The sequence below is a fragment of the Thermopolyspora sp. NPDC052614 genome (genome assembly GCF_040678635.1).
Classification (GTDB): Bacteria; Actinomycetota; Actinomycetes; order Streptosporangiales; family Streptosporangiaceae; genus Thermopolyspora.
Genome location: NZ_JBFATZ010000006.1, coordinates 434,147 through 446,807 on the forward strand (window position 1 = coordinate 434,147; position 12,661 = coordinate 446,807).

Annotated in this window: 10 protein-coding genes; 8 read left to right on the forward strand and 2 right to left on the reverse strand. The window is 72.6% G+C overall.

The features are described 5' to 3' along the window. Window positions 1–61 precede the first annotated feature (61 nt). From AB0K60_RS16435 to AB0K60_RS16445, 3 genes are all read left to right on the forward strand, one after another. The gene (locus AB0K60_RS16435; RefSeq protein ID WP_364054595.1) at window positions 62–3,130 is read left to right on the forward strand and encodes a GH92 family glycosyl hydrolase; all 3,069 of its coding nucleotides are present in this window, start codon (window positions 62–64) and stop codon (window positions 3,128–3,130) included. 494 nt (window positions 3,131–3,624) lie between these two features. Then, window positions 3,625–3,969: an SPW repeat protein gene (locus AB0K60_RS16440; RefSeq protein ID WP_364054598.1), complete on the forward strand. Its 345-nt coding sequence runs from the start codon at window positions 3,625–3,627 to the stop codon at window positions 3,967–3,969. Next, on the forward strand, window positions 3,924–4,580 hold the full coding sequence (locus tag AB0K60_RS16445) for a helix-turn-helix domain-containing protein (protein WP_364054601.1): 657 nt from the start codon (window positions 3,924–3,926) through the stop codon (window positions 4,578–4,580). Before AB0K60_RS16440 ends, AB0K60_RS16445 begins: the two co-directional genes overlap by 46 nt. Before the next feature lie 11 nt (window positions 4,581–4,591). On the opposite strand, the gene rpsD is transcribed toward AB0K60_RS16445, so the two are convergent. Continuing rightward, the gene (rpsD, locus tag AB0K60_RS16450; RefSeq protein WP_364054604.1) at window positions 4,592–5,206 is read right to left on the reverse strand and encodes a 30S ribosomal protein S4; all 615 of its coding nucleotides are present in this window, start codon (window positions 5,204–5,206) and stop codon (window positions 4,592–4,594) included. Window positions 5,207–5,287: 81 nt separating this feature from the next. Between rpsD and AB0K60_RS16455 the strand changes: the two genes are divergently transcribed. Continuing rightward, window positions 5,288–6,037, forward strand: a complete 750-nt coding sequence (locus AB0K60_RS16455) for a DUF2470 domain-containing protein (protein ID WP_364054607.1) — start codon at window positions 5,288–5,290, stop codon at window positions 6,035–6,037. Window positions 6,038–6,269: 232 nt separating this feature from the next. On the opposite strand, the gene AB0K60_RS16460 is transcribed toward AB0K60_RS16455, so the two are convergent. Further along, window positions 6,270–7,439, reverse strand: a complete 1,170-nt coding sequence (locus tag AB0K60_RS16460; protein ID WP_364054610.1) for an ROK family transcriptional regulator — start codon at window positions 7,437–7,439, stop codon at window positions 6,270–6,272. A gap of 166 nt (window positions 7,440–7,605) precedes the next feature. Between AB0K60_RS16460 and edd the strand changes: the two genes are divergently transcribed. The 4 genes from edd (at window position 7,606) to AB0K60_RS16480 (ending at window position 12,517) form a co-directional block, all read left to right on the forward strand. Then, window positions 7,606–9,462: a phosphogluconate dehydratase gene (gene edd, locus AB0K60_RS16465; RefSeq protein WP_364054613.1), complete on the forward strand. Its 1,857-nt coding sequence runs from the start codon at window positions 7,606–7,608 to the stop codon at window positions 9,460–9,462. Window positions 9,463–9,470: 8 nt separating this feature from the next. After that, window positions 9,471–10,802: a glucokinase gene (locus AB0K60_RS16470; protein WP_364054616.1), complete on the forward strand. Its 1,332-nt coding sequence runs from the start codon at window positions 9,471–9,473 to the stop codon at window positions 10,800–10,802. Beyond that, the gene (locus tag AB0K60_RS16475; protein WP_364054619.1) at window positions 10,799–11,410 is read left to right on the forward strand and encodes a bifunctional 4-hydroxy-2-oxoglutarate aldolase/2-dehydro-3-deoxy-phosphogluconate aldolase; all 612 of its coding nucleotides are present in this window, start codon (window positions 10,799–10,801) and stop codon (window positions 11,408–11,410) included. Before AB0K60_RS16470 ends, AB0K60_RS16475 begins: the two co-directional genes overlap by 4 nt. Window positions 11,411–11,656: 246 nt before the next feature. Then, window positions 11,657–12,517 (forward strand): SDR family oxidoreductase, encoded by an 861-nt coding sequence (locus AB0K60_RS16480; RefSeq protein WP_364054622.1) that lies wholly within the window; start codon window positions 11,657–11,659, stop codon window positions 12,515–12,517. The last annotated feature ends 144 nt before the right edge of the window (window positions 12,518–12,661 follow it).

The window sequence follows — 12,661 nt, forward strand, 5'->3', positions numbered from 1 at the left end:
AGCAAAGTTTATTTATAGTAACGTTATTGCAGTGATCGAAGTTAGGCGGTGTGATCGCCTTGTGCCCCTTCTTCGATCATTGCTCGCCACCGCGGTCGCCGGGTCCGTCGCCGGCGCCGGAGTGCTCGTCGGCACCGCTCCCGCGGTCGCCGACCCTTCGCCCGCCTCCGCCTCCGGATCCGTCTCCAGCCCCGCCTCCGCCCCCATCTCCAGCCCCGTCTTCGACCCCGTCCGCTACGCCGATCCGCTGATCGGCACGGCGGGCGGCGGCAACACCTATCCCGGCGCGGTCGTGCCGTTCGGCATGATCTCCTGGAGCCCCACCAACACGTCCGGGGACCAGACGAGCGCCCCGGCCGCCAACGGATACTCCTACACCACGACCCGGCTGCGCGGCTTCGCGTTGACGCACGTCAACGGCGCGGGCTGTGCGCCGGGGGCCGCCGGGGACGTCCCGATCATGCCGTACGTGGGCGAGGTCTCCTCCTCGCCGACGGCGGACACCAGGGACGCGATCTACGCCGCCGACTTCAACCACGCCAACGAGACCGCGCGCCCCGGGCGCTACACGGTCACTCTCGACTCCGGCGCCAAGGCCGACCTCGCGGTGACCGCCCGCGCGGGCGTGGGCGAGTTCACCTTCCCCCAGGGCTCCCCCGCCAACCTGCTGTTCCGCGTGTCGAACTCGCTCAACGGCAGCGAGGACGCGGAGATCTCCATCGATCCGGCCCGCCGTACCGTCACCGGGTCGGTGCTGACCGGCGCGTTCTGCGGGCGGCGCGCGAACGGCGGGGTGAACAACCGCAGGAGCTACTACCGGCTGCACTTCGTCGCCACGTTCGACCATGCGTTCTCCGGTTACGGCACCTGGGTGAACGACGAGCTGCGGCCGGGCGCGACGACGGCGGGCGGCGGCGAGGGATACGCCACGGGCGCCGACCGGGCCGGCCGAGGCTCCGGGGGATATGTCGGATTCGACACCTCCAAGGACGCCGACGTACGCGTGAAAATCGGCATCTCCTACACCAGCCTCGCCGCCGCGAAACAGAACCTCGAGCACGAGGTGAAGCCGTGGGACGACGTCGCCTCGGTGGCCGCCGCCGCCCGCCGCGCCTGGCACGACCGGCTCTCCTCGATCAAGGTCTCCGGCGGGTCGGACGAGGAGCTCACCAAGTTCTACACGGCGCTGTACCACTCCTACCTGCAGCCCAACATCGCCAGCGACGTCGCTGGCACCTACCTCGGCAGCGACCGCAAGGTGCACCGGCTGGAGCGCGGCCAGCGCGTCCAGTACGGCAACTTCTCCGGCTGGGACCAGTACCGCGCCCACACCCAGCTGCTCGCGCTGCTCGAACCGCAGGTCGCGGGCGACTTCGCCCAGTCGCTGTACAACCTGGCCCGGCAGAACGGCGGCGTCTGGGACCGCTGGATCCACGTCAACGGCCCCACGCACGTGATGACCGGCGACCCCTCGGCGCCGACCCTGGCCAACTTCTACGCCCTCGGGGTGCGCAACTTCGACGTGCACGGCGCCTTCGACTCCCTGGTACGGCAGGCGACCGTGCCGCACCCGTCGGGCCTGTCCGACGCGGGCTGCCCCGGCCAGTGCGAGGGCCAGCGCCCCAACCTCGCCGAATACCTGCGGCTCGGCTACGCCCCGCACGACACCTGCCACTGCTGGGGCGGCGCCGCCGAGACGCTGGAGGCCTCGACGGCCGACTTCGCGCTCGCGGACTGGGCCAAGCGGCTCGGCCGTACCCGCACCTACAAGGAGCTGATCCCGCGCGCCTCCTGGTGGCGCAACACGTTCAACCCCTCGGCCGCCCCCGGCGGCGGCTGGCAGCAGGCCCGCGACGCCGACGGCACCTGGCGCTGGCCGTTCTCCACCACCTCCGAGACCGGTTTCGCCCAGGGCACCAGCGCGACCTACACCTGGATGGTCCAGCACGACGTGTCCGGCCTCGCCGCGGCGATGGGCGGCAGGCAGCAGGCCGCCGAGCGCCTCGACGCGTTCTTCCACCGCCCGGACGGCTCGTGGGCGACCGGCGGCGACGGCTTCCGCTACGACCCGACGAACGAACCCGGCATCCACGTCCCCTGGCTGTACAACGCGCTCGGCAGGCCGTGGCAGACGCAGGAGACCGTGCGGGCGATGGCGTCGCTGGTGTACAAGACCGGCCCGAGCGGCCTGCCCGGCAACGACGACCTCGGCACCATGTCCGCCTGGTACGTCTTCGCGGCGCTCGGCATGTTCCCGCAGACGCCGAGCCGCGCCGAGATGCTGCTGTCCAGCCCGATGTTCCGCAAGGCGTGGATCAAGCGCGACGGCGGCCCCACGATCACGGTGGTCGCGCCGCAGGCGTCCGCGGAGAACATCTACGTGCAGAGCGTACGGGTCGACGGCAGGCCGTACAGCCGCTCCTGGCTGCCGGAGTCCCTGCCGAACCGCGGCGGCGAGGTGCTGGTGAACGTGGGCCCCACCCCCAACACCTCGTGGGCCACCAAGCCCGCCGACCTCCCGGTCGACCACGTCCCGGCGGCGGCCACCCCGATCCCCAACCTGCCCGCCGCCTGCGAGCCCTCCGGTTCCTTCTGCGCCCAGCACCTGCAGTACGACATCGACGGCGTGGCCACCGCGGACGCCAAGCAGCAGGGCAACCTGGACGGGAAGAACTGGAGCTTCCCCGCCGAGCAACTGCCCGAACCGGGCATGCGGACCGTGGCGGGCGGCGACTACCTCATCCCCGCCACCACGGGTACGGCCGGCAACTTCCACAGCCTGCGCGGCCAGCGCACCTACCTCACCCCCGGCCGCTACGCGTCCCTGGAGCTCCTGGTCACCGCCGTCAACGGCGACCAGGAGACCGAGATCACGATCACCTACACCGACGGCACGACCTCGACCGCCCCGCTGAAGGTGACCGACTGGGCGAGGACGGCCCGGTTCGGCGAGGAGACCGCGCTCACCGCCGACACCCGCTACAACACCAACGGCACCTCCGACGGCCGCAAGGTGAGCATCTGGCACGTCAGCCTGCCCGTCGATCCGGCCCGCGAGGCGGCCTGGTTCACCAGCCCCGCCATCCCCAACATCAAGGTCTTCGCGCTGAGCACCCGGGCGCCGGCCTAGAACGTCGCCCGATCCCCCGGACCCTGACGCGGCCGGGGATCGGGCCCGGGACGGCACCTCACGTCCTTCCCGGCGGGACGGCGGCGGCCCCGATGACGGGGTGGCCGCCGTCTCAGCGCCGTGCGGCGCGAGCGCGCCGTTCGTTACGGCCGCTCACCGCCCGCCGAGCGTCGCCAGGCAGGTGGAGTATCTCGTGACGGCCGTCGGGGCGCACGTCGCCCTCCCAAGGGACCTCCTTCAGTCCTGCCAGTGCGTCCCTGTCAATGCGTCCCTCTCAGTGCGTCCCTGTCGATGTGACGCCGTCGGTCACGATCGGCATGGTGCCGGACGGCACCGACATCGGCCCGGCGCGCGTCCGCGATGACCGGGTCACGGCGTCAGATACGCACCGACGCGCAGGTCAGGTAATGCTGACCTACGGGTTTGTTGACCGGGCGGTCAATCAAGCGGATGGTCGAGATAAGGCACCATTCCCGTCGCCTTGGGAGGTCGGAATGCAACCCTCACGACTGTCGGACCTCGTCGCGCTCGTCGCCGGGCTGGTGGCGGTCGTCGCCACGTTCGTCTGGGCGGCGGACTCGGACGCCGCCGCGCAGCCGCTGCTGGTGCTCGGGGCGCTGCTCGCGGTGTCCGCGCTGTGGTCGCTGCTCGGGGCGGGCGGGGCCAGCTCCTGGGTCACCGCCGCGTTCGGGGCGCTGCTGCTGGTCTCGCCGTGGGCGTTCGGCTACGACGGTGACCTCGCCGCCGCCTGGACGGCGTGGATTACCGGCGGCGTGACCGTTATCGTCGGGCTGTGGACAGCCCTGCAGACCAGGAGCGGCACTCCGGCGCACGCGTGATCGGCTCTTCCGTGTGGTCCCGGACCCGAAGGCGGTCCGGGACCGGCGGTGACGGGCCCGACGCGCGCACCAGGATCCTGGACGCCGCCGAGGAGCTGTTCGCCGTCGCGGGGTACGAGGCCACCGCGACGGCACAGATCGCCAAGAAGGCGGGCGTGCCCAAGGGGTTGGTCTTCCACTATTTCCCGCGCAAGATGGACGTGCTGGTCACGCTCGTGCAGGAGCGCACCGACGTCGAGGTGCTGCGCGACGACCAGGTCGGGACCCAGGTCGGGACGCAGCAGGGCGATCCGGCGAGCATGCTGGCGCTGCTCGCCCGGCGGGTGCCGTTGCGCGCCTCGCCGGCGATGCGGCGCATCCTGTTCCGCGAGGCCGACACCCACGGCACGGTCCGCGAGCGGCTGCGCCACCTCAACAGCGAGATCGTGCGCCGCGCCCGCTTCGCGCTCGAACTCGCCCTGCCGGGCTCGCGTGGCGACGCCGCCCGCCTGGAGGCCGCCGCCGCCACGTTCGCCGTGGTCCTGCTCTACCAGGAGAACCTCTCCCACCTGACCGGCGAGCGCATCGACCCCGACGTCCTCGCCGACCTCATCGCACGCGCCCTCGGCTGAGCCCGCCCGCCTCAGCGCGAGTAGTGCTCGACGATCAGTTGCTCATCGACCGGTACGGCGATCTGCTCGCGCTCGGGCCGGGAGAGCAGGGTGAAGCGCAGCTCGGCGTGGTTGACGTCGAGGTAGGGGGCGATACGGTCGTCGGCGTACACGCCCTCGGCGGCGGCGACGAACGGCTGCATGGCGCGCGACCGTGGCCGGACGGCCACGACCTGGCCCGGCTTGACCAGATAGCTGGGAATGTCGACCTTGCGGCCGTCCACGGTGATGTGGCCGTGGTTGACGTACTGGCGGGCCGCGTAGATCGACGGGGCGAGGCCGGCGCGCAGCACCAGGGAGGCGAGCCGGGACTCCAGCAGGGACACCAGTTCGGCCCCGGTGCGGCCGGGACGGCGGCGGGCGATGTCCCAGTAGCGGCGCAACTGGCGCTCGGACACGTCGTAGTACCAGCGCAGCTTCTGCTTCTCCATCAGGCGCGTGCCGTAGTCGCCCGCGTTCCGGCGGCTGGTCTTCCGCCCGTGTTCCCCCGGCGGGTACGGCCGGGCCTCGAAGTAGCGCACCGCCTTGCGCGTCAGCGGCACGCCCGCCCGCCTCGACAACCGCACCTTGGGACCCGTGTAGCGCATGTATACCTCTTTATGCTTAGGTAAGACTTAGTTAGGCAAGCCTAACCTAGCTTACTGGCCCAGGTCCTCAAGGAGAACTCCATGCGCCAGCCCGTCGCCGCTCCGCCGACGCCCGAACGCGTCCGCTCGCTGGCCGCCACGGCGGCCCCGACCCATGTCTCGCTCACCGGCTCCGCGCTCCCGGCCGGCCCGGCGCGCGGCGGCGTGGACGAGCTCGGGCGGCCGGTGCTGCTGGTCAAGCCCGACGAGACGCTGCACATGATCGCCGGGGACGACGAGGCCGTGGTCACCGTCGACCTGAGCTGCATGCGCGACCTCGGGGGCGTCGCGCGGCTGCGCGGGCTGCTCAAGGCGCAGGGATGGGCGCGAGCCGTACCCGAGGCGGAGATCCGGCGGACGGCGGTCGCGATCGCCGAGCGCTGCCCCGACGAGGACCTGTTCGTCGCCCTGGAGCGGCCCGGCGACCCGTCCGCGCCCAGGCTGCTGCGCCTGGACGTCGGCTTCGTCGTCTACCTGACCGCGCAGGAGACGGGCATCCTCGACGCCGAGGACTATCTCGCGGCCGAGCCCGACCCGTTCCTGCGGGACGCCGAGCGCCTGCTCTACCACATCAACAACGCCCACCGGGAGCCGCTGCGACCGGTGGCGGCCCGCCTGCTCGGCAGGCCGGTCGAGGGCGAGGTGTGGCTGTGGGAGCTGGACCGCTACGGCGTCACGCTTCGCGAAGGGCTGGACGAGCCGACCCTGGTCCGCGTGCCGTGGCCGTCCCCGGCCGCCAACCGGCACGCCCTGGAGCACGCCCTGCACCGCCTGCTGTGCGGCCACTCCTGACGTACGGGGACGCCAGGGCCACGAATCGCGCAATATTACCCGCATCGCCTGCGCCGGAGATGGCTCCGCCGAGTGGAGCACCGCGCGAACCAGGCGGACCCGGCGGTGAGGTCCGGGCATCGGGTCGACGCGATGCCCCCGCCGTCAAGCCCGGACCGGCAGCGCCGGTCATGAGGTCCGGGGCGCGTCGCCCATCGCCGCGAACCCGATGTGCGCGCCCGCGGGGCCGGGGTCAGCGCGCGATGTCCACGGCGTCGGCGGACAGGACGTGGTCGAGGGCCATGTAGGCGCAGCCCGCGATCCCGGCGGCCGGGCCGAGGACGCTGCGTTCGATGCGCAGGCTGCGGGTGGCGAGGGCGGTGGAGCGGCGGTAGACGACCTCGCGGACGGCCGACACCAGCGGCTGGAACGCCTCCACCACGTCGCCGCCGAGCACGACCACGGCCGGGTTGAGCAGGTTGACCGCGCTCGCGACCACCTCGCCGAGCAGCCGGCCCGCGCGCCGTACCACGGCCATGGTCTCGGCGTCGCCGGCGCGGACCAGGGCGACGGCGTCGGCGAGCGAGGAGACGTCGCGGCCCTTGGCGCGCAGGTCGCGCAGGATCGCGGTGGCGCTGGCGAGCGAGTCGACGCAGTCGATGTTGCCGCAGCGGCACAGCACTCCCCCGCCGTCGCGCACCGGGATGTGCCCGATCTCCCCGGCCGCGCCGAGGGCGCCGCGCAGGATGCCGCCGCCCGCGATCACCCCGGCGCCGATGCGGGTGGACACCTTGACGAACAGCAGGTCGTCCAGTTCGTCGGCGTACGCGCGGCGGTGCTCGCCCATCGCGATCACGTTCACGTCGTTGTCGACGAAGACCGGCGCGTTGAAGCGTTCGCGGATGACCGGCGGGATCGCCACGCCGGTCCAGCTCGCCATGACCCGCACGCTCTCGGTGCGCCCGGCGGCGAACTCGACGGTGGCGGGCACGCCCATGCCCACGCCCCACACGTCGGAGACGGGCCGGTCGCCGAGCATGCCCGACCAGATGTCCATGATCATGGGAAGGACGACGTCGGGTCCCTTCTCGACGTCGATCTCCTCCTCGGTGCCGGCGAGCGGCTCGCCGCTCAGGTCGCAGACCGCCACCTGGGTACGGCTCGCGCCCAGCGAGGCGGCGAGCACGACCCCGGCGGAGGCGTTGAAGGAGAGCCGCACCGGGGGCCGCCCCCCGGTGGAGGGTCCCTCGGTGTCCTCCACGACGAGGCCGCGTTCCAGCAGTTCGCCGACGCGCAGCGTGACGGCCGGGCGGGACAGCCCGGTGACGCGCCCGATGTCGGCGCGGGTGACGGCCTCGCCGGTGCGGATCAGCCGCAGCACGTCGCCGCTCGTGGCGAGAGCGGAGGCGGTTCGTCGAGTCATGCCCGGTCCCGGAAGTCGGCAACGATCAAGTCAACCATACCTTCCGTTCCGGAAGCCGAAGTTCAACTTTTGTCATCCTAACTAACCAAAGTGGGGTTGTGTAGAGCGAAACTAGGCGCTAATGTCCGTCTTGTCCTTAGTTTTCGGGCTTTGTGGGAGCACAGCGATGAATCCGATGGTCGCCGAGGTCACCGAACGCATCGCCGCGCGCAGCCGCGAGACCCGCGCGGCGTACCTGGAGCGGATCGCCGCCGCGGGCGAGGAGGCGCGGCGCAGCGGACCGGCCCGCGGCGACCTGGCCTGCGCCAACCTCGCGCACGGCATGGCCGCCTGCTCGCCGTTCGACCGGCTGGCCCTGCGCGGCGCCGTACGGCCCGGCGTCGCCATCGTGACCTCCTACAACGACATGCTCTCGGCGCACCAGCCGTACGAGAGTTATCCGAAGGCGCTGAAGGCGGCCGTGCGGGAGGCCGGCGGCGTCGCCCGGGTCGCGGGCGGCGTGCCCGCCATGTGCGACGGCATCACCCAGGGCCGGGCCGGCATGGAGCTGTCGCTGTTCAGCCGGGACATCATCGCCATGTCGACCGCGATCGCGCTGTCGCACGACATGTTCGACGCGGCGCTGCTGCTCGGCGTCTGCGACAAGATCGTGCCCGGCCTGCTCGTGGGCGCGCTGCACTTCGGCCACCTGCCCGCGATCCTCGTCCCCGCCGGGCCGATGCCGAGCGGGCTGCCGAACAAGACCAAGGCCCGGGCCCGGCAGGCGTACGCCGAGGGCCGCATCGACCGCGCCGAGATGCTCGACGCCGAGACCCGGTCCTACCACGCGCCCGGCACCTGCACCTTCTACGGCACCGCGAACTCCAACCAGGTGCTCGTCGAGGTCATGGGCCTGCACCTGCCGGGGGCGACGTTCGTCAACCCGGGCACGCCGCTGCGCGACGCGCTCACCGCCGCGGCCGGGCGGCGGGTGACCGAGATCACCGCGCACGGCGACGAGTACACGCCGATCGGGCGGGTCGTCGACGAGAAGGCGATCGTCAACGCCGTCGTCGCGCTGCTCGCCACCGGCGGCTCCACCAACCACACCATGCACCTGATCGCCGTCGCGGCCGCCGCCGGGATCGAGCTGACCTGGGACGACTTCGCCGCCCTCGCGGCCGTGACGCCGCTGCTCACCCGCATGTACCCCAACGGCGAGGCGGACGTGAACCACTTCCAGGCCGCGGGCGGCATGGCCGTGCTCATCGGCGAGCTGCTCGACGCCGGGCTGCTCCACCGCGACGTGCTCACCGTCGCCGGACCGGGCCTGGACCGTTACCGCTGCGCGCCGGCGCTGAAGGAAGGAGAGCTGATCTGGGAGGAACGCGCCGGGGGGAGCGACGACCCCGGCGTGCTGCGGGCGGTCGCCGAGCCGTTCGCGCCCGACGGCGGCATCCGCATGCTCACCGGCAACCTGGGGCGGGCGGTGACCAAGGTCTCCGCGGTACGGCCCGAGCACCTGGTGATCGAGGCCCCGGCGCTGGTCTTCGACGACCAGACGACGCTGCTGCGGGCGTTCGAGGCCGGCGAGCTGGACGGGCGCGACTTCGTGGCCGTCGTCCGGTTCCAGGGGCCGGCCGCCAACGGGATGCCCGAGCTGCACAAGCTCACCTCCCCGCTGGGGGCGCTGCTCGACCGCGGGCAGCGGGTGGCGATCGTCACCGACGGGCGCATGTCGGGGGCGTCGGGGAAGGTCCCCGCCGCGATCCACCTGTCGCCCGAGGCCGCGCGGGGCGGCGCGCTCGCCCTGGTCCGCGACGGCGACGTCATCCGGCTCGACTCCACCGCCGGGACGCTCGACGTGCTCGTCGCCGCCGCCGAACTGGCCGTGCGGGAGCCCGCGCCGCTCCCCGAGGAGCGGACCGCCGCCGGGTGGACGGGGACCGGTCGGGAGCTTTTCGGCGCGCTTCGCCGTACGGTGGGACCGGCCGAACAAGGCGCGGGCGTCTTTGCCCTCAACGGTGGAGAAAGTCGCGAATGAGCTCGAGGTTGAACGCAGTACCTTCCGCGGAGAGTCCCTGGCTGGTCGCCGACGTGGGCGGAACCAACGCCCGCTTCGGCCTGGTGAGACGGCCGGGCGGATCCCCCGAGGCGATCGCCGTGCTGCCCGACGCCGAGTACGACGGGCTTCCCGATGCCGTAGCCGCCTATCTCGACCTGTACGGGGGCGGAGTTCGGCCGGGGGCGGCGTGCCTGGCGATCGCCGGGCCGGTGGACGGCGACCGATACCGGCTCACCAACGCCGGCTGGTATGGATCGGTCCGCGACCTGGGCCTCCCCGGCGCGCACCTGCTCAACGACTTCGAGGCGCTCGCGTTCTCCCTGCCGTCCCTGGCCGGGAACGACCTGGAGCCGCTCGGCGGCCCCCCGCCCGCCGCGCGCATGGTCAAGGCGGTCCTCGGCCCCGGCACCGGCCTGGGCGTGGCCGGTCTCGTCCCGGCGGGCGACGGCTGGGTGCCGGTGCCCGCCGAGGGCGGTCACGTCGCGGCCCCCGCCGTGACCGACCTGGAGATGGAGGTCGTACGGGCGCTGCGCGCCGACGGCATGGCCTACGTCGACGCCGAACACCTGATCTCCGGCCCCGGCCTGACCCGCCTGCACCACGCCCTCGCCCTCGTCGAGGGCGTGACGACCGACTCCCCGCCGGCCTCGGAGATCGTGGCCCGGGTGGACGACCCGCTGTGCGTACGCACGATCGAGGTCTTCTGCGGCCTCCTGGGCGGCTTCGCCGGAAACGTGGCCCTCACCCTGGGCGCCCGGGGCGGCGTCTACCTCGGCGGCGGCGTGCTCCCGCGCATCGCCGACCGCGTACGCGCCAGCGACTTCCGCCGCCGCTTCGAGATCCACCCGATCCTGTCGGACTACCTCGCCTCCATCTCCACCAGCCTCATCGTCGCCCAGCAGCCCGCCCTCACCGGCGCCGCCGCCTGGCTCGCCCAGCACCTCACCCCGGCCGCCACCCCTGCCACAGGCCCCGCCACAGGCCCTGCCACCGGCCCTGCGACCGGCCCTGCCACCGGCCCTGCGACCGGCCCTGCCACCGGCCCTGCCACCGGCCCTGCGACCGGCCCTGCCACCGGCCCTGCGACCGGCCCTGCGACCGGCCCTGCGACGGGCACGGATCCCGGAACCACGCCCGGACGGCCCCACCGGCCCGAATGCGCCGACATTCCGGACCGCTCCACCGCGGCCGACCCCGGCGACACCCCGGGCTCCCGGCCCAACGGCCCCATGGCGTTCCACGCATCCTCCGACGACGGCGCGACGAAAGGCCCGGGTATCGCGGGCGGCAACAACGATGTGAAAGTGACCCTCACATGACCCTGCTCGACCTCGCCCCCGTCATCCCGGTCGTCGTGATCGACGACGCCGACCGCGCGGTGCCGCTCGCCCGCGCCCTGCTCGCGGGCGGCCTCCCCGCCATCGAGATCACCCTGCGCACCCCCTGCGCGCTGGACGCCATCGGCCGCATCGCCGCCGAGGTCCCCGAGGCCGTGATCGGGGCGGGCACCGTACGCACCCCCGCCGACGTGGACGCCTGCGTCCGCGCCGGCGCCCGCTTCCTGGTCTCCCCCGGCGTCACCCCCACCCTGCTGGACGCCATGCTCGACAGCGGCCTGCCCTTCCTCCCCGGCGCCGCGACCGTCTCGGAGGTGCTGACCCTCGCCGAACGCGGCCTGCGCGAACTGAAGTTCTTCCCCGCCGAGGCCGCCGGGGGCGTGCCGTACCTGAAGTCGCTGGCGAGCCCCATCCCCGACGTCCGCTTCTGCCCAACCGGCGGCATCACCCCACACACCGCGCCGCAGTACCTCGCCCTGCCGAACGTGGGCTGCGTCGGCGGCTCCTGGCTGACCCCGCGCGACGCACTGGCGGCCGGTGACTACACCCTCATCCAAAAACTGGCCCGCGAGGCGGCGGACCTGCGCTGACCGTACGGCGTCCCGACCCGCCGAGCCGCCACGGCCCCTGACCCGACCGTCCGTCCCGGCCCTCTCGCGTAGGGCCGGGCCGGACGGTCGCGCGTCCGCCACTGGACAAACACCGATAAGCGACCCGGTCAGCCTGCTCCTCGCGCCGCCGGGGTGGCGTACGCGGTTGAGTGTCGGCCGACGTGGTTACCATTCACGGCGACACGGATTGTCACGCTCCAAGCCGCGACGGATCGGACTTCGCGTATGCGCACCTCGGATGCCGCCCCTTCCCGCACCTGGTTCATCACGGGAGCAAGCCGCGGCCTGGGCCGTGCGTTCGCGCTGGCCGCGCTTGAGCGCGGCGATCAGGTGGCGGCCGCCGCCCGTACCGTCGCGCGAGACGACTTCGACGACCGGTACGGAGACCGGCTCCTCGCCCTTCCCCTGGACGTGACCGACCGCGACGCCGTGTTCGCCGCGGTGAACAGCGCGGTCGAGCATTTCGGCCGGCTTGACATCGTGGTGAACAACGCCGGGACCATGTCCTCCGGCATGATCGAGGAGTTCACCGAGGCCGAGGCACGCGCCCAACTGGACGTCAATCTCTTCGGCGCGATGTGGGTCTGCCAGGCCGTCCTACCGCACCTGCGTGCCCAGGCGTCCGGTCATATCGTGCAGATCTCCAGCATCGCCGCCCTGGGCGGCTTCCCGAGCACCGGCATGTACAGTGCGAGCAAGTTCGCGCTGGAGGGCATGAGCGAGGCGCTGGCGATGGAGATCGCCCCGTTCGGCGTCAAGCTCAGCATCGTCCAGCCCGGCGGCTACTGGACCGACCTCTACACCAGCATGACGACGACGTCGGCTCTGCCGGAGTACGGCCCGTTGCGCGCCGAACTGGAGAAGCAGTGGGCCGAAAGCTCGATCGACAGCGAGCCGCGCCTGGCCGCCGAGGCGCTGCTGAAGCTGGTCGACAGCGAGGACCCGCCGCTGCGACTGCTGCTCGGCAGCATGGTCTACGACGTGGCCTTCGACATCTCCCGGCGGCGGATGGAGACCTGGGCGGCCTGGGAACAGGTCAGCCGCGCCGCCGAACACGCCGCACCCGCCCCCGGAACCGCCGATTGACGGCCAACCGTCGTCACGCACCAGCGCTTTCGGCGGCGGAGTGCGGCGTCGCAGGCTCCGGCGGCGGCTGTCCGCGCGGCTTTCGCCACCGAAGCAGGGCGAATCGGCCTCGCGGGCCCTGCGGGCTCCGCGATCTGGGGGAAT